Genomic DNA, 16,610 nt, shown 5'->3' on the forward strand with positions numbered 1-16,610 from the left:
ATCGATTTCCGCTCTACCTTGCGCCGCCAGGTACTCTGTAGCGCATGGCAGAGGGAGCGCAGCTGGCCTCCGGGCTCCGGCGCGGCACATTGGAGTTCTGTGTGCTGGCGATGGTCGAGTTCGAGGATCGGTACGGCACCGAGATCGTTCGGCGGCTCGCCGAGGAGCAGACGCTCGCGGCGACCGAGGGCACCATCTATCCGTTGCTGTCCCGGCTGCGCCGTGGTGGCCTGCTGGACAGCAAGTGGGCGGAGTCGCCGAGCGGCCCGCCCCGGCGCTACTACAGCCTCACCCCGACCGGGCGGTCGTCGCTCGCGTATTTCCGCACCGAGTGGGTGTCGTTCCGTCAGACCGTCGACCGTCTCGTGGGAACCGGTGAGATCGCATGAAACCTGACCAGACCGACGTGGTCACTGAGTACCTGCGCGAGGTGGAGCTGCGGCTGAGCGGCCTGCCACTGTTGCAGCGCCGCGAGCTGCTGGCCGATCTGGCCGCGCACATCGAGAGCGAGCGCGCCGACCGGAACGCGATCAGCGAGGGCGCGCTGATCGAGATCCTGGAGCGGCTGGGGAGCCCGGAGGTGGTGGCGGCCGCGGCCTATGAGGAGGCGGGCGTGTTCAGCGCGCCCTCGGGCGGCGCCTTCGGCGGCGCGCCCGTGGGGCCGCCGCCGGTTGCGCCGCCGCCGCCTTTCATCCGGCCGGCCCCGGCGCCGCCGCGACGGAACCTCTGGATCTTCACGGTGCTCGCGGTCGTCGGTGTCGTGGTGGTGCTGTGTCTCGGCATGGCCCTGACCATGAGCCGCGACGCCAGCCCGGCGGAGCAGGCTCCGCCGGAGCCGGTGCCGGCCGCGAGTTTCTAGTCGACCTGCGGCAGCGGCGGGCCGAGCACGTCGTCCGCGTCCACGATCTTGTACGCGTACCCCTGCTCGGCCAGGAACCGCTGCCGGTGCGCGGCGTACTCGGTGTCGATGGTGTCGCGGGAGACCACGGTGTAGAAGTGCGCCTGCCGCCCGTCGCCCTTGGGCCGCAGCACCCGGCCGAGCCGCTGCGCCTCCTCCTGGCGGGACCCGAACGTGCCGGAGACCTGGATCGCCACCGCCGCCTCGGGCAGGTCGATGGAGAAGTTGCCGACCTTGGACAGCACCAGGGTCCGCAGCTCACCCGCGCGGAACGCGTCGAAGAGCCGCTCGCGCTCCTTGTTCGTGGTGGAGCCCTGCACTATCGGGGCGTCGAGGTATTCACCCAGCTCGTGCAGCTGGTCGAGGAAGCCGCCGATCACCAGGATCTGCTCCTCGGGGTGCTTCTCGAGCAGGGCCTTGACCACCGGGAGCTTGGTACGCGCGGTGGCCGCCGTCCGGTAGCGCTCCTCGGCCTCGGTCACCGCGTACGACATCCGCTCCGCGTCGGTGAGCGTGACCCGGACCTCGACACACTCGGCCGGGGCGATCCAGCCCTGCGCCTCGATGTCCTTCCACGGGGCGTCGTACCGTTTCGGGCCGATCAGCGAGAAGACGTCGCCCTCCCGCCCGTCCTCCCGGACCAGCGTCGCGGTCAGCCCGAGCCGGCGGCGGGCCTGCAGGTCGGCGGTGAAGCGGAAGATCGGCGCGGGCAGCAGGTGCACCTCGTCGTAGATGACCAGGCCCCAGTCCCGGGCACCGAACAGATCCAGGTGGGTGAAGGCGCCGCCGCGCCGCGACGTCAGCACCTGGTACGTCGCGATGGTGACCGGCCGGATCTCCTTGCGCTCGCCGCTGTACTCGCCGATCTCGTCCTCGGTCAGGTTCGTCCGGGCGATCAGCTCACGCTTCCACTGCCGGCCGGCGACGGTGTTCGTCACCAGGATCAGCGTGGTGGCCTTCGCGGTGGCCATGGCGGCCGCGCCGACCAGGGTCTTGCCGGCGCCACAGGGCAGCACCACGACGCCGGAGCCGCCGGCCCAGAAGCCGTCGACGGCCTCCTGCTGGTACGACCGCAGCGTCCAGCCGTCCTCGGCCAGCGAGATCTCGTGGGACTCGCCGTCCACATACCCGGCCAGGTCCTCGGCCGGCCAGCCCAACTTGAGCAGCGCCTGCTTGAGCCGCCCGCGCTCGGAGCCGTGCACCGCGATGGTCTCGTCGTCGAGGCGCGCGCCGAGCATCCCGGCCAGCTTCTTCGACTTCGACACCTCGAGCAGCACGATCTTGTCGAGGCCGCGCAGGACCAGCCCGTGCACCGGGTCGTTGACCAGCTGGAGCCGGCCGTAGCGGTCCATGGTCTCGGCGACGTCGACGAGCAGCGCGTGCGGCACCGGGTACCGGGAGTACTTGATCAGGGAATCGACCACGCTCTCCGCGTCGTGCCCGGCGGCTCGCGAGTTCCACAGCCCGAGCGGGGTCAGCCGATAGGTGTGCACGTGCTCCGGCGAGCGCTCCAGCTCGGCGAACGGTGCGATGGCCATCCGGCACGCCTGCGCGTCCGGGTGGTCGACTTCCAGAAGCAGGGTCTTGTCCGACTGCACGATCAGTGGTCCGTTGGTCACCCGTTTGCCCTTCATCGAGCTGTCCGTGGCCGCAAAGCCAACCATTCAGTTTGCCACGGAATTCAGGTGCAACATTTCCGGTCACCTGAGCGTGTAGTTATCTGCCGGGTCGTGACGCAACGGGGGCGTACACGGCCCGGCAATACCACTACTCCTCGGTCACCGCGGCGGTGATCCGGTGCAGGGCGAACGTGTGCAGGCTCTCGCCGCGCTCGTCCTCGGCCCGCAGGTACCCCGCGCTCAGCGACACCGGCCGGACCAGCCGGGACAGCGTCGCACCGTGCGAGTCGACGTACCCCACCCAGACCTTGACCCGGTCCCGGACCGCCTGCTGCAGCACCGCCATCGCCTGGCTGTGCTGCTGCACCGCGGTCAGGCCGGGCACCGCCTGACCCTGCGCGGCCCGCACGGTGATCGGCGCGCGCCGGGCCGCCCGGGTCGCGATGTCGCCGCGGCGCAGCTGTTCGACCACGCCGGCCAGGCGCGGGCCGAGCAGCGTCGGCGGCCCGGACGGCTCGACGATCCGCGGGGTGCGGGTCGGCGCGCGCCGGGTCTTCGGCCGGGTCAGCACCGCGGTGCCGCCGGCGTCCTCGGCGACCGGCGCGAAGCCGGACTCGCGCAGCGCACCCAGCAGCCGGGCCACCGGTCGCGGGCTGACCAGCACGGTCGGCGCGATCCGCCGCAGGTCAAGAACGTTCAGCCGCTTGTCGGCGAGCACCTCGGCGAGCAGCGCCTCGTCGTCGCTGCGCAGGTAGGAGCCGGCCGAGCCGCTGCGGAGCCCGCCGTGTTTGCGGGCCGCGTCGTCGATCAGGTATTCCAGCGTCTGCGGCACCGGGGTGCGCGACCGGCGGCGGAAGACCGAGTGCAGGTCAGCGGCGGTGTAGCCGACGTCGAGCGCGCGCCGCACGCTGGCCGGGGTGACCCGGAAGACGCTGGCGCCGCCGGCCGACTCCGGTTCGGCGATCGCGTCCAGCTCGGCGGCCAGCTCCGGCTCCGGCGGGCCGGGCACCACCACGGTCAGGTCCGCCTGCACCAGGATGTGGTCGACCGGTGCGGGCAGCAGGTGGTCCAGGGCGCGGACGGCGTCCGCGGAGGCATCCTCCGGATGCAGACCCAGCGGATCACTTTCGGTCGGCTCGTGGTCACTGAGCATCAATTTTCCGTACGACGTGAGCGCGCCCAGCCCGGTGATCCCGAGCTGTGCCGCCCCCGCGTACCCGTCCCGGTGTCCCACCTCGCGGCCGCGCGCCCGCCGTGGCGTCTGCCAGGCGAGCAGGGCCAGCAGGTCGTCGACGGCCGGAGTGGCGCCCGGCTCCAGTGCGAGCAGCGCGTCGAGCGCCTCCCGCCTGGCCTGCGGTGCGCCGGCCCGTTCGGCGTCCGGGGCGAGCGCGTTGATCGGCCGGTCCCGTTCGTCGCGCTTGCCGACCAGGCCGGGCTGCCGGGTCATGGTCAGCCAGGCGCGGGCCAGCACGGTCCAGCGGTACGCCGTACCGGCCGCCCGCCACATGTCGTATGCCACGGTGGGCAGGAAGATGTCCTGCACCGCGCCGGGCGCCTTGCTGACCGAGGTCTCCGACTCGCCGAGCAGCCCGGCCGCGTACGCCACCTCGACCAGCAGCGCCGCACCGGACTCGTCCACCCCGGCCGCCTTGGCCAGCCGCTTCAGGTCGCGTACGCCGAGCCCGCCGGTCTTCAGCAGCGCGGCCGGTTCGGTCGCCAGCGCCTCGAGCACCGCCTCGGTGGCCCGGACCGCCTCCATGGTCTGCCCGGCGCCGGCCGAGTCCACCGCTTTCGGGTCGCGCATCGGCGCGGCCGGCAGCGGCGGGTCCGGACGCAGCACCCCGAGCGGCCCGGTGTCGCGCCGCAGCAGCAGTCCCACCTCGCGGGGCAGCTCGACCAGGTCGCCGTCGGGCCGTGGCGCCCGCCCGGCCTCCGAGATCGGCACCAGGATGTGCTGGTCGACCAGCCAGCGGATGGGTTCGGCCTTGGTCTCCCGGCCGAGCGCGCCGACCGGCGGCCCGGCGGCCAGCCGGTCCAGCACGGCGCGGGCGCCCGGCGGCGCGGCCAGCACGGTGCGGCGCAGCTTGGCCCGGTCGGCGACCAGGGCGGCGGTGTGCGGGTCCAGGTAGTCGGCGGGCCGGCCGAGCCCGGCCGGGTACGCCGACGTCACCTCGTCGACCGCGCCGACCACCTGCAGGGCCTCGGGCGGCCCGTGCAGCAGGAAGCGCGTCCGGAGGCGGTCGATCGCCGCTCGGACGTCGTCCGCCGGCACCCCGGAGGCCAGCTCCAGGATGGCGTCCGCCGAGGTCAGGGCGGTGTCGGCGGCCCGGGTGACCCGGGCGGCGTCGAGGATGGTCAGGGTGAACTCGTCCAGCCCGTCCAGGCAGCGGGCGACCGACCCGCGCGACTGTGCGCGCACGGCCAGTGCCGAGATGTCGGCGGGGACCGGAACGACGAGGTCAGGGCGCAGTTGTAGGAGTGCGCCCAGCGCCTCGTCGGGCAGCGACCGGAGTTGATCCGCAAATGTGGTGGCCATCGTCTTCAACGCTAACGTTCATGGGACGATGGTGACGGGTCCGGGCGTGGCCGGACCTCGATCAGAGGAGGACCGAACGTGGCGTCCAAGGCCAAGAAGCTCCAGAACCCGGCTGAGAAGGGGCACCTTCAGGTCGCCGAGCTGGTCTCCGACCGCGCCGCCGCCCCGTCGCCGTTCGGTGACGACCAGGCCTTCCCGCTGCCGATCGACCGCCTCAAGCACCTCCCGCAGCCGTCCGCGCATTGATTCCGGCGGTCGGTTTCGACCTGGACATGACATTGCTCGACTCCCGGCCGGGCATCCGGGCGGCGTACCGGGCACTCACCGCGCGGACCGGTGTCTTCGTCGACGCCGAGCTGGCGGTCAGCCGGCTCGGCCCGCCGCTGCGGACCGAGCTGCGCGAGTGGTTCCCGGCCGAGGACGTCGAGGAAGCGGTCACCACCTATCGCGCGCTCTACGCCGAGCTGGCGATCACACCGTCGGTGCCGATGCCGGGTGCCGTCGAGGCGCTCGACGCGGTGCGGGCGGCCGGTCTGCGGGTGGTCGTGGTGACCTCGAAGCTGGGCCGGCTGGCCCAGTTGCACCTCGATCACCTCGGCATGCGCGCCGACGAGCTGGCCGGCGACCTGTTCGCCGAGGGCAAGGCGACCGCGCTGGTGGAGCACGGTGTGCGGTGGTATGTCGGCGATCACCAGGCGGACATGGTCGCGGCCCGGACCGCCGGCGTGCCGGGCATCGGCGTGGTCACCGGGCCGTGCTCGGCCGACGAGCTGCGGGCCGCCGGAGCTTCGCACGTGTTGTCCGATCTGACCCGCTTCCCCGCCCTCCTGGATGAGATTGCAGTTGGGTCCGAGCCGTCCGCTGGATAGGCTCCCCGTGAGCAGTTGTGTCCATTGAGTGAAGTTGAGGTCAGCGGTGCCCACGGGTCGAGTGAAGTGGTACGACGCGGCGAAGGGATTCGGATTCGTCACCAGCGATGAGGGCGGTGACGTGTTCCTGCCCAAGGGTGCGCTACCGGCAGGGGTCACCGAGCTGAAAACCGGTCAGAAGATCGAGTTCGGCGTGGTGGACAGCCGTAAGGGCGCGCAGGCGCTCGGTGTGAAGCTCCTCGACGCCCCGCCGTCGCTGGCGCTCCGGGATGCCGAGGCTCGCCGCCGCCCGGCCGAGGAGACGGCCAGCATGATCGAGGACATGATCAAGGTGCTGGAGACCTCCGTGCAGCCGGTGCTGCAGCGCGGTCGGTATCCGGACAAGAAGAACTCGCTGAAGATCGCGCAGCTGTTGCACGCGATCGCCACCGAGTTCGAGAGCTAGCTGATCAGGGACGGCACCGCAGGCGTCAGGCCCGCCGCCGCCGCACGCCCGAGCAGGGCGTCGGCGGCGGCGAGTCCGTCTTTGCCCAGCTCCAGGGTGAACTCGTTGACGTAGAGCTCGATGTGCTGCTTGACCACGGCGGGTTCCATCTCCTGCGCGTTGGCGAGGATGAACTCCTGGCTGGCGGCCGTGTCGAGCCAGCCCTTGCGCAGCGACTCGCGGATCCACTCGGTGGCCTGCGCCGGGTCGACGGTGCCCTTCCGGGCCAGGATCGCGCCGAGCGGGATCGGCAGGCCGGTGTCGGCCTCCCACCACTCGCCGAGGTCGGCCAGGGCGGTCAGGCCGTAGCGCTGGTAGGTGAACCGGGCCTCGTGGATGACCAGGCCCGCGTCGTACGTCCCGTCGGCGACCCCGGGCATGATCTGGTGGAACGGGACCACCTCGATCTTCGCCGGTGGCTTCCCCTCCGACCAGAGGCGCATCAGCAGGTACGCCGTGGTCCGGTCACCGGGCACCGCCACGGTGGCGCCGGTCAGGTCGGCGCGCGGCTCACGGGTCAGCACCAGCGGGCCGCAGCCCCGGCCGAGCGCGCCGCCACAGTGCAGCAGCTCGTACTTGTCGAGCAGCCACGGCAGCGCCGCGTAACTCACCTTGACCAGGTCGAACTCGCCGCGCTCGGCGGCCGTGTTGGTCACGTCGACGTCGGCGAAGGTCAGGTCGATCTCGGGTGCCCCGTCGACCAGGCCGTGGATCAGCGCGTGGAATACGAACGTGTCGTTCGGGCATGGGGAGACCGCGAGAGAGAGCGCCACGGGGTCCACGCTAGTCCCGCGTGGCCCATGACGCTCGGCAGCCGTCTTGTCCAGTGCGCCACACCCACGTTTACCGCCCATAAAAATATTCACATTCACCTCTGGCTTAAACGGCATGTGAATTTCTACACTCCGCCTTGCAGGATCAACTGATCTACCAAGGGGGTGTCCCGTGGCTCGCAAGCTGCTCGCGGGCGTCCTGGTGCTGGGCCTCGTCGGTGGGCTGTCCGCGCCCGCCGAAGCCGCGGCTACCTGGACGCCCGCAAATGACCTGGAGGGCTCGTGCGTCACCCTCCAGGTGTTCAACGGAACCGCATCGCTCGGCTACGTCTTCAAGGACTCGGTCGGCTACGGCTTCACCGGCACCGCCACCAAGGCTGAGCCGTTCCGCTTCGAGGCCACCCAGCTCGGCCGCTACCAGCTGCGTGACCACACCGGCGCGCCGCCGTACCAGAGCACGGTCGGCTGGGTCTGGGCCGGCGACAAGTACGGCGACCGGGCGGACTGGACGGTCAGCTCCTCCGAGGGCAAGTACAAGCTGGTCAGCACGGCCACCGGCCAGCAGATGGGCTCCTACCTCGGCGGGCTCGGCGCAGGCAGCGGGACCGTGGCGTTCGCACCGGCCACCGGCTGCGCGGCGATCCCGGACATCACCACCGGGGTGAGCGGCACGCCGAACCCGGCGGTCGACTCCAGCGGCAAGCTGGTCGGCTGGATCGACGCGCACGCGCACATCACCGCGGCGGAGGCGTTCGGCGGTTCGCTGCACTGCGGTGACGCGTACGCCGCCGGCGGCGCGCCGGTCGCCCTGGCCGGCTGTGCCTCGCACGCCACCCTGGGCTGGGGCGCGCTGCTCGAGGCGATCATCGCGGGCACCGACCCGATCAACTCGTCCGAGCAGGGCTGGCCGAGCTTCACCGACTGGCCGCAGAACGACACGATGCTGCACGAGGCGTCGTACTTCCGCAGCCTGGAACGGGCCTGGCAGTCCGGCCAACGGGTGCTCAACGTGCTGCTGGTGGCGAACCGGGTGATCTGCGGGCTGACCCTGGAGCACACCTCCTGCGACGAGATGGACCAGATCCGGGCGCAGTCGACGTACCTGCGGAAGATGCAGGACTACATCGACGCCCGCAGCGGCGGACCAGGCAAGGGCTGGTTCCGGCTGGCCACCACGCCGGCCGAGGTCCGGGCGATCGCGGCACAGGGCAAGCTCGCCGTCACCATCGGCGTGGAGAACTCGGAGATCTTCGGCTGCCGCGAGGTCAACGACGTGCCGCAGTGCACCACCGCGCAGATCGACGCCGGGCTCAACGAGCTGCAGGCCATGGGGGTCAGCGGGTTCTACCCGGTGCACAAGTTCGACAACGCGTTCGGCGGCACCCGCTTCGACGAGGGCGTCACCGGCGCCGCGGTGAACGTCGGCAACCTGATCTCGACCGGTCACTGGTGGCAGGCGACCAGCTGCACCGGACCGTCCGACAACGAGCAGCCGATCGTCAGCGACGACCTCGCGAAGCTGCTCGCGCTCGGCGTCGACCTGCCGGCCGGCGCGATCCTGCCGGTCTACCCGAGCGGCAAGATCTGCAACGTCCGCGGGCTCACCGCGCTCGGCAAGTACCTGGTCCAGAAGATGATGGACCGCGGCATGGTCATCCACATCGACCACATGAGCGTGAAGACCGCGACCGCGGTGCTCGACCTGGCCGAGCAGGCCGGGTACGCCGGGGTCACCTCGGTGCACACCTGGGCCGACCGGACCCTGGTGAACCGGGTTCTCGGGCTCGGCGGGTTCGTCGCCTCCTACGCGTTCGCGGCCACCGACGACGGCACCGGCACGCCGACGTTCCTCGACGAGTGGCGCGCCAACAAGGCTCTCGCCAACGGCACGAAGATCACCGGGTACGGGATCGGCTCGGACGTGAACGGGCTGGGCCCGCAGGCCGCGCCCCGCCTGACCGCCGGCGCCAGCCCGCTCACCTACCCGTTCACCGCCACGAACGGCACCAAGGTCGCCAAGCAGGTCTGGGGCACCCGCACCTTCGACCTGAACACCGACGGCGTCGCCCAGTACGGCCTGTACGCCGACTGGATCACCGACCTGACCAACCAGGCCGGCTCGGACAAGGCGCTGCTCACCAAGCAGTTGATGAGCGGGGCCGAGGCGTACGTGACGATGTGGGAAAAGGCCCGCTCGTGACGGAAGTCGTCACCGAAACGCCGGTGCGTACGCGATGGATGGTCGCGTACGCACTGGCGATGATCGGGGTCGCGGCCGGCTGGTTCGGCCCGATCCAGATCCTGCTGCCCGAGCATGCCGCCCGGCTGGCCGGCGAGGGTGGCAAGGAGTCGCTGCTCGCACTGGTCACCGCGGTCGGTGCGGGCGCCTCCCTGATCGCCAACCCGCTCTGGGGGGTGCTCTCCGACCGGATGGGCGCCCGGCGCCGGCCGATCTTCGTGGCCGGCACCGTGGTCGGGGTGGCCGGCCTGCTGGTCCTCTCGGCCGCCGACTCGCGGGCGCTGATGATGACCGGCTGGGTGCTGGTCCAGGTCGGGCTGAACGGCCCGCTCGCCGCGCTGGCCGCGATGATCGGCGACCGGGTGCCGGAACGGCAGCGCGGCACGGTCGGCGCGCTGTTCGGCGTCGCCCAGATCGTCGGCGTGGTGCTCGGCACCGCCCTGGCCGTCGCGGTCGGCCAGGGCGCGCCCGGCTACATCGCGGTGGCCGTGGCGGTGCCCGCGCTCGGCGCCGCCCTGCTCCTGCTGCGCGACGGGCACGACGGGCGCGGGGTCGCGCGGGTCGCGGCCGGGCCGACGAACTGGTCGGTGCTGCTGCGCCCGGGCGCCCAGTTCGCCTGGGCCTGGGTGATCCGGTTCCTGCTCAACCTGGTCAACGCGCTGGTGCTGGTCTATCTCTTCTACTACCTGTCGGACCGGGTCGGTGTGACCGACGCGGCGACCTGGGTGCTGATCCTGACCGTGGTGAACGTGCTGTTCGCCGGGCTGTTCGGGTTCGCCGGCGGGGTGCTGTCGGACCGCTGGCAGCGCCGCAAGGTGTTCGTCGTGGCAGCCGGGGTGATCCTGGCCGCCGGGACCACGCTGATGGCCCTGTTCCCAGTCGTCGCCGTGGTGATCGTCGCGTCGGTGCTGGTCGGCGCGGGGTGGGGGGCGTACGTGGCGGTCGACATGGCGGTGATCACGCACGTCCTGCCGGATGCCGAGACCCGGGCCACCATGCTCGGCGTCGCCAACATCGCCGGCACCCTGCCGCAGCTGCTCGCCCCGGTGGTCGCCGCGCCGATCGTCACCCGGCTCGGCGGCTATCCCGCGCTCTACCTGCTCACCGCGGGTTTTGCTGTGCTGGCCCTGCTGTGCCTGCCCCGCCTGAAAGCGTTGTCGTGAAAGGACCTTCCTTGATCCAGTTTCCCCCCGGTTTCCGGTTCGGCATGGCGACCTCGGCGTACCAGATCGAGGGCGCGGCCGACGTCGGCGGCAAGGGCCCGAGCATCTGGGACACGTTCACGGCCCGCCCCGGCACGGTCCGGCACGGCGAGGACGGCCGGACCGCGATCGATCACTACCACCGGTACGCCGAGGACGTCGGCCACATCGCCGAGGCCGGTGTGCAGGACTACCGCTTCTCGATCTCCTGGACCCGCGCGCTGGCCGACCCGGACTTCTACGACCGGCTGGTGGACGAGCTGCTCACCGCCGGGGTCCGGCCGGTTCCCACGCTCTACCACTGGGATCTGCCGCAGGAGCTGGAGGATCGGGGCGGCTGGCTGAACCGGGACACCGCGCACCGGCTCGCCGACTACGCCAGTGCCGTGGCGCTGCGGCTCGGTGACCGGGTCCGTGACTGGATCACGATGAACGAGATGAACGTGCACACCCTGTACGGGTACGCGCTCACCGATCACGCGCCGGCCCGGGGGCTCGGCCTGGCCGCCCTGCCCGCGGCCCACCACCAGCTGCTCGCGCACGGGCTGGCCGTCCAGGTGCTGCGTACGCATGGTGCCGGCGCGATCGGCATCGCCAACCAGCACTTCCCGGTCTCCGCGGCCGGCGACGACCCGGCCGACCAGTTCGCCGCCGAGATGTTCCGCAACCTGACCAACTGGACGTTCTCCGACCCGATCCTGCTCGGCGACTACCCGGACGAGATGATCCGCGCCGGCATCGGCACGTCCGGCGCACAACTCGACCGCGACCTGGAACTGATCGGCGCCCGGCTGGACTTCTACGGCGTCAACTTCTACGAGCCGACCGCGGTCGAGGCGCCCCGCGAGGGCAAGGACTACGCCGGGGTGCTGGAGGTCGACATCCCGGAGGGGCTGCCGTTCTCGCCGGTGCCGGTGAAGAGCGACGAACGCACCGACTTCGGGTGGGCGATCGTGCCCGGCGCGCTCACCGAGATCCTGGTCGCGCTGCGCGACAGGTACCCGGCGCTGCCGCCGGTGATCGTCACCGAGAACGGCGCGTCCTTCCACGACGCGCCGCCCGGGCCGGACGGGCGGGTGCACGACCCGCGCCGGATCGCGTATCTGGACGCGCACCTGCGGGCGGTCAAGGCGGCCATCGACGCCGGCGTGCGGGTGGACGGTTTCTACGTCTGGTCGGCGTTCGACAACTTCGAGTGGGCCGCCGGTTATGACGAACGGTTCGGCCTGGTCCACGTGGACCAGGAAACCCTTTCCCGTACGCGGAAGGACTCCTGGTACTGGTACCGCGACCTGATCAGCGGGTGTGGCGCAACTGACTGACGAAGTTGTCGGCGAGGCGGGTCAGGCGTTCGGCCCGGCCCTCCTCGGCCCAGCCGTCCACCAGGCTGAGCAGCGAACTGCCCTCGACCAGGATGATGAAGTCGTCGATCACCGCTTCGTCGGTCACCCCGACCCGCAGCTCGTCCAGCTCACGGGCCTCGCGCAGGCAGGTGCGCAGGTGCACGCGGATCGCCCGGTGCGACGCGCGGCGGGACTCGGCCAGCAGCGGATGCGACAGGGCCGCACCGGCGAAGGCCACGTTGACGTGCGCGTCCGCGGCCCGCTCCTCGTCGATCGGCAGCACCGCGTCCAGGGCGGCGCGGAGGGCGGCTAATCCGGATCGGTCACCGCCGATCCGGAAGGCCCGCTCCACGATCTGCTCGTAGACCGCCTGCTGCGCCGCGACCAGGATGTCGTCCTTGCCGCCGAGGAAGTGCGCGAGAACGCTGAGCGAGCAGCCGGCCTCGTCGGCGATCGCCCGGGTGGTGGTGCCCTCGACGCCGCGCGCCCGCACCACCCGCCAGGTGGCCGCGAGGAGCTGCGCCTTCCGCACCTCGTGGTCCACCAGCCTAGGCACCAGCCCAGCTTATCCAGCGAGTGTTTCCCCTTCGGCCCCCACACCTCCGCGACACCGTGCCACTCGAGGCCCGGCCGCGACTCCCGACTTTGGCTGGCTCTCAGGGGTGCCTCCGCGCCGCGGAGGCACCCCTGAGAGCCAGCCGGGACCCTGAGTCGCGCTGCGGTCGGGAGTGGCCACGGGCTCGCGTCCGCCTCACGGGCGGGACTCGGCTTGTAGCCTGCGGACGTGCGCTCCCTATTCGTACCCAATAGGGGTTATGAGACCGGAGCGACCGTGAGGTGGCGCAGGCGGCGGGCCAGCGGGAGGGTGAGGATCACGCCGAGCACCGGGATGAGGAAGGCGATCCGCAGGCTGATCGGTTCGGAGAGCGCGCCGAGCAGGACCGCGCCGAGCAGTGCGCCGCCGTAGTTGAACAGGTTCACCCGGGCGATCACCTCGTCGCTGCTCTCCGCGGCGGCCTCGCCGGCCGCGCTGAACGCCAGCGGGACCAGGACGCCGACACCGATGCCGGCGATCGCGAAACCGACGACCGCGGCGGGCACCGACGGCAGCAACACCACCAGGGCGCAGCCGGCGCCGGAGACGGCGAGCGAGCCGACCGCCATCGCCACCCGACCCGCGCGCGGCACCATGTGGTCCGCGAACAGGCGGCTGACCAGCACCATCGCCTGGTAGGCGGCGTAGCCGAGCGGGACCACCGAGGCCTTCGCGGCGAGCGAGTCCTTCAGGTAGACCGAGCTCCAGGTGCTCACCGCGGAGTCCACCAGGAACGCCGTGAAGATCAACATTCCGCAGACCCAGACCACCCGGCGCACCGCGCGGCCGCCGGCCTCGTGAACCACACTGGAGCGTTCGGTACGCGCCGGCTCGAAGCCCCGCCAGCCGGCCAGCCCGACCAGCACGGAGAACCCGGCCGCCGCGCCGACCGCGATCGTCGCCCCGCTGCCCCGGCCCAGCGACCAGGACATCAGCAGCGCCGCCACGATCGCGGCGGCCGTGTACGCGGCGAACAGCCGGCTCATCACGCTGCGACCCAGCCGGGCCTGCACCAGCACGCCCTGCATGCTGAGCGAGGCGTCCACCGTGCCCAGACCGATCCCGTAACACAGCAGGATCACCACGAAGAGCGCGTTCGGCGTGCCGACGGTCGTCCCGGCGAGACCGGCGCCGACCAGGAACAGGCCGCCGGCCAGGGCGTACCGGCTGCCCCAGCGGGCCGCCACCTTCTCGGCAATCACCGAGCCGCCGGCCGCGACCACGCAGACGAGCAGCAGGATTGCGGACACGAACGCGTCGTCGATGCCCTGTCGCTCCTTGAACGCGGGCAGTGCGGTGACCACCGCGGCATACCCGAGCCCCTGGGCCGCATAGCCGGCACCGATCAATCGGGCCCGAGCCCCGGCGCTCATGTCGCTCATCCTGCTGCCTCGCTCACGGTCCAGCGACGAAAGTCACATTCTTCAGCGCAGCATGCCGGGCCCGATCATCAACAGCAACAACTTCCTTGTAAAAGAATTCACGTTCTTGCCATGCGGTCTTCCAGGAAGGTGTAAAGCGGTCAGGGCAGCTGCGCCAGGGCCGGTGCGGCGGCGCGCAGGGCGGCGAACGCGTCGGCCAGACGCCACGCGGCCCGGTTCCGGGGACCGATCGGGTTGGAGATCGACCGCAGCTCGGCGAACGGGACACCGGCACCGGCCGCGGCGGTGGCGACGCCGTGACCCTCCATGGCCTCGGCGACGGCCTGCGGGAAGCGGGCCGCCAGCCGGGCGGCGGTCTCGGCGGTGCCGGTGACCGTGCTGAGCGTGAGAACGTCGCCGGTGACCGCGTGCGGCAGCGCGGCCTGCAGTGCCTTGAACAGGGCCGGATCGGTCTCCAGGGTGCTGCTGCCGAAGCCGAGCTCCTCGATCGGGAGGAACCCGCCGGGTGACTCGGCGCCCAGGTCGGCGGCGACGGTGCGGGTGGCGAGCACCGTGCCGCCGACGTCGGCGCGGCCGGGGAAACCGCCGGCGATGCCGACGCTGAGCACGGCGCGGTAGTCACTCCGGGCGAGCAGGCGGGCGGTTCCGGCGGCGGCCGCGGCCGGGCCGACGCCTACGGCTTCGACCACTGCCGCATCGGCCAGGACCGCGCGGAGGGCTTCGGCTTCGGCGTCGACCGCGGTGACGACCAGGATTGGGTACGGGGTCACGAGTCCTCGCCGGTGTGTGCGCTCTGGTCAGCTGACGAGGGCCGGTAGACGTGGAAGCCCGGCGGAGCGGGCGGGGTCGCCTTCTCCACCGGGGACTCGGTCTTCGCCACCGGGGCCGGGACCGGCTCGGTCTTCTCCGCGGCGGGCTGCTCGGCGGCGGCGGGCTTGGGCTTGCGCCGGCCCGGCCACCAGCCACGGCTCGTGCGGGGCTTCTCCACCAGCGTCGTGTCGGCCTTGCCGGGGCGGGACTCCCGGGGCACTGGGTCGAAGTCGCGGGTGCCCGGCGGCGGGGCGTCGGCGGGACGGCGTGGGGTCGGCGGCTGGTGCCCGGCCCGGTGCGGCACCGTCGGGGCCTCCGGCCAGGGGTCGGTCGGCGCGGGGACGGCCAGGTCGGTGCTCGTCGTCGTACCGGAAACGGCGCGGTCGGAAGCATCAGCGGCCTTGACGTCGCCCTCGATGTCTCCCGTGCCTTCCGGCCGGCCCGCGAGGCGCTCGTTGTGCAGGCGGGCGGCCATCCAGGCGGCCCGCGCGGCGGCCAGCACCGCGAGGACCGCGGCCAGGGCCACACCGAGGCGGCCGGTCAGCGGGATCAGGCCGATGCCGCCGCCGGTCACCCAGGCCAGCATCAGGACCGTCTCGGAGTGGGCGAACGCGGTGGCCCGCAGCCGCTCCGGGACGCGTTCCTGGATGCTGGCGTCGACGGCCAGCTTCGCGATGCCGCTGAACGTGGCGGTGAGCAGCGCCAGCAGGGTGATCGTGGCCAGGTTGTAGAAGACCGTGGCCAGGATCGCCATCGCGGCGGTCACGATCAGGCCGCTGGACTGCAGCGCCAGCGGGCGGCGGATGCGCAGACCGGTGCCGGCCGCGGTGGACAGGAACGTGCCCAGGGCCAGCGCGCCGCCGACCAGGCCGACCGCGGCGCCCTTGGTGAGCTCATAACCGAGCACCGTGGTGCTCAGGTCACCGGCCATGATCGCGAAGGTCAGGTAGAGCAGCAGGAAGCCGTAGAGCAGGCGCAGGCCGGCGCTGCCGATCAGGGTGGCCAGCACCAGCCGGCCGGAGAGCGGACGGTCCGAGCCGCGGCCCAGGCCGAGCACGGTGCGCCAGGCGCGCGGCATGGTCTCGGGCGGATCGGAGTCGGCGCGGGGCGGCAGACGCAGCGCCACCACCATGCCGACCAGGAAGATCAGCGTGGCCACCCGCAGCGGCCACTGTGGCCCGAACGTGAAGGCCAGCAGGCCGATCGGGGCGACCAGGGCGCCGGCGAACGTGCCGTAGACGCTGGCCCGGGCGCCCACCTGGGACAGGCCGACCCCGTCCGGGAGCAGGCGGGGAACGGCGGCGGAACGGGCCACGCCGTAGGCCCGGGACAGGGCGAGGATGCCGAAGGCGGCCGGATAGAGCGCCCAGGTGTGCAGGTTGTCGGAGAGCACGTAGGCCAGGAACGCCCGGCCCAGCATGGTCACGGCCAGCGCATAGCGCCGGCCGTGCCGGAAGTGGTCGAGCAGCGGGCCGATCACCGGAGCCAGCAGTGCGAACGGGATCATGGTGATCAGCAGGTAGAGGCCCACCTTGCTGCGCGCCTCGCCGAGCGGGACGCTGAAGATGGTGCCGGCCAGGCCGATCGCGATGAGCGCGTCGCCGGCACAGGACACCGCGTGCAGGTCGAAGAGTCGGATCATGCCGATCTCGTTGGCGGCGCCGCGGGCCCGGGCGGTGCCGACCCGGCGGGTCGCCCACGCTCCGGCGCCGAGGGATCCACGCACCACCAGGCGCACGGCTTTGACGCCGGTGCCGACGGTGCGTCCGATTGTGGGAAGCAGCGGCATGGGAACCATCCTGACTGATCCGGTCGACTCGCGTCCCCCTCTGTGCACAGGTATCTGGGGAGTCGTTGCGG

15 protein-coding genes are annotated in these 16,610 nt (G+C 71.9%); 8 read left to right on the forward strand and 7 right to left on the reverse strand.

Annotated elements, in window-relative coordinates; translation table 11 throughout:
- Positions 1–44 precede the first annotated feature (44 nt).
- Both ADL15_RS20060 and ADL15_RS20065 read left to right on the forward strand, forming a co-directional pair.
- A complete protein-coding gene (locus tag ADL15_RS20060; RefSeq protein WP_067693175.1) occupies positions 45–389 on the forward strand; it encodes a PadR family transcriptional regulator in 345 nt (114 codons plus the stop codon).
- Positions 386–859, forward strand: a complete 474-nt coding sequence (locus ADL15_RS20065) for an HAAS signaling domain-containing protein (protein WP_067693177.1) — start codon at positions 386–388, stop codon at positions 857–859. The genes ADL15_RS20060 and ADL15_RS20065 overlap by 4 nt, the downstream gene beginning before the upstream one ends.
- Here the strand turns inward: ADL15_RS20065 and ADL15_RS20070 are convergent.
- Both ADL15_RS20070 and ADL15_RS20075 read right to left on the reverse strand, forming a co-directional pair.
- Positions 856–2,517 (reverse strand): DNA repair helicase XPB, encoded by a 1,662-nt coding sequence (locus ADL15_RS20070; protein ID WP_067693464.1) that lies wholly within the window; start codon positions 2,515–2,517, stop codon positions 856–858. The genes ADL15_RS20065 and ADL15_RS20070 overlap by 4 nt on opposite strands.
- Before the next feature lie 148 nt (positions 2,518–2,665).
- Positions 2,666–5,053, reverse strand: coding sequence for a helicase-associated domain-containing protein (locus ADL15_RS20075; protein ID WP_067693178.1), 2,388 nt, complete (start codon positions 5,051–5,053; stop codon positions 2,666–2,668).
- 78 nt (positions 5,054–5,131) lie between these two features.
- Between ADL15_RS20075 and ADL15_RS53070 the strand changes: the two genes are divergently transcribed.
- From ADL15_RS53070 to ADL15_RS20085, 3 genes are read left to right on the forward strand one after another with little or no spacing between them, the layout of a single operon-like run.
- On the forward strand, positions 5,132–5,299 hold the full coding sequence (locus tag ADL15_RS53070; RefSeq protein WP_198170902.1) for a hypothetical protein: 168 nt from the start codon (positions 5,132–5,134) through the stop codon (positions 5,297–5,299).
- Positions 5,296–5,922 (forward strand): HAD family hydrolase, encoded by a 627-nt coding sequence (locus tag ADL15_RS20080; protein ID WP_067693182.1) that lies wholly within the window; start codon positions 5,296–5,298, stop codon positions 5,920–5,922. The genes ADL15_RS53070 and ADL15_RS20080 overlap by 4 nt, the downstream gene beginning before the upstream one ends.
- A gap of 46 nt (positions 5,923–5,968) precedes the next feature.
- Positions 5,969–6,367 carry a cold-shock protein gene (locus ADL15_RS20085; protein WP_067693185.1) on the forward strand — a complete coding sequence of 133 codons (399 nt, stop codon included), beginning with the start codon at positions 5,969–5,971 and terminating at the stop codon, positions 6,365–6,367.
- On the opposite strand, the gene ADL15_RS20090 is transcribed toward ADL15_RS20085, so the two are convergent.
- Positions 6,364–7,179 carry a 1,4-dihydroxy-6-naphthoate synthase gene (locus tag ADL15_RS20090; RefSeq protein ID WP_067693467.1) on the reverse strand — a complete coding sequence of 272 codons (816 nt, stop codon included), beginning with the start codon at positions 7,177–7,179 and terminating at the stop codon, positions 6,364–6,366. The genes ADL15_RS20085 and ADL15_RS20090 overlap by 4 nt on opposite strands.
- 172 nt (positions 7,180–7,351) lie before the next feature.
- Here ADL15_RS20090 and ADL15_RS20095 point away from each other — a divergent pair, with 172 nt between their 5' ends.
- The 3 genes from ADL15_RS20095 to ADL15_RS20105 are packed head-to-tail and all read left to right on the forward strand — an operon-like array spanning position 7,352 to position 11,942.
- Positions 7,352–9,379, forward strand: a complete 2,028-nt coding sequence (locus ADL15_RS20095) for an amidohydrolase family protein (protein ID WP_067693189.1) — start codon at positions 7,352–7,354, stop codon at positions 9,377–9,379.
- A complete protein-coding gene (locus ADL15_RS20100) occupies positions 9,376–10,581 on the forward strand; it encodes an MFS transporter (protein WP_232344230.1) in 1,206 nt (401 codons plus the stop codon). Before ADL15_RS20095 ends, ADL15_RS20100 begins: the two co-directional genes overlap by 4 nt.
- A gap of 11 nt (positions 10,582–10,592) precedes the next feature.
- Positions 10,593–11,942 carry a GH1 family beta-glucosidase gene (locus ADL15_RS20105; protein ID WP_394326941.1) on the forward strand — a complete coding sequence of 450 codons (1,350 nt, stop codon included), beginning with the start codon at positions 10,593–10,595 and terminating at the stop codon, positions 11,940–11,942.
- Here ADL15_RS20105 and ADL15_RS20110 read toward each other — a convergent pair.
- The 4 genes from ADL15_RS20110 to ADL15_RS20125 all read right to left on the reverse strand — a co-directional run bounded on the left by ADL15_RS20110 (position 11,917) and on the right by ADL15_RS20125 (position 16,539).
- Positions 11,917–12,519: a TetR/AcrR family transcriptional regulator gene (locus tag ADL15_RS20110; protein WP_067693195.1), complete on the reverse strand. Its 603-nt coding sequence runs from the start codon at positions 12,517–12,519 to the stop codon at positions 11,917–11,919. The two genes, ADL15_RS20105 and ADL15_RS20110, sit on opposite strands and share 26 nt — an antisense overlap.
- A 257-nt stretch (positions 12,520–12,776) precedes the next feature.
- Entirely contained in the window at positions 12,777–13,931 is a 1,155-nt protein-coding gene (locus ADL15_RS20115; protein ID WP_232344231.1) for an MFS transporter, read from the reverse strand.
- A 149-nt stretch (positions 13,932–14,080) separates the two neighbouring features.
- On the reverse strand, positions 14,081–14,710 hold the full coding sequence (locus ADL15_RS20120; protein ID WP_083971483.1) for a futalosine hydrolase: 630 nt from the start codon (positions 14,708–14,710) through the stop codon (positions 14,081–14,083).
- Positions 14,707–16,539: an MFS transporter gene (locus ADL15_RS20125; RefSeq protein ID WP_067693200.1), complete on the reverse strand. Its 1,833-nt coding sequence runs from the start codon at positions 16,537–16,539 to the stop codon at positions 14,707–14,709. Before ADL15_RS20125 ends, ADL15_RS20120 begins: the two co-directional genes overlap by 4 nt.
- Between the last annotated feature and the right edge of the window lie 71 nt (positions 16,540–16,610).

The sequence above is a fragment of the Actinoplanes awajinensis subsp. mycoplanecinus genome (genome assembly GCF_001509495.1).
In the GTDB taxonomy this organism is placed as follows: domain Bacteria; phylum Actinomycetota; class Actinomycetes; order Mycobacteriales; family Micromonosporaceae; genus Actinoplanes; species Actinoplanes palleronii.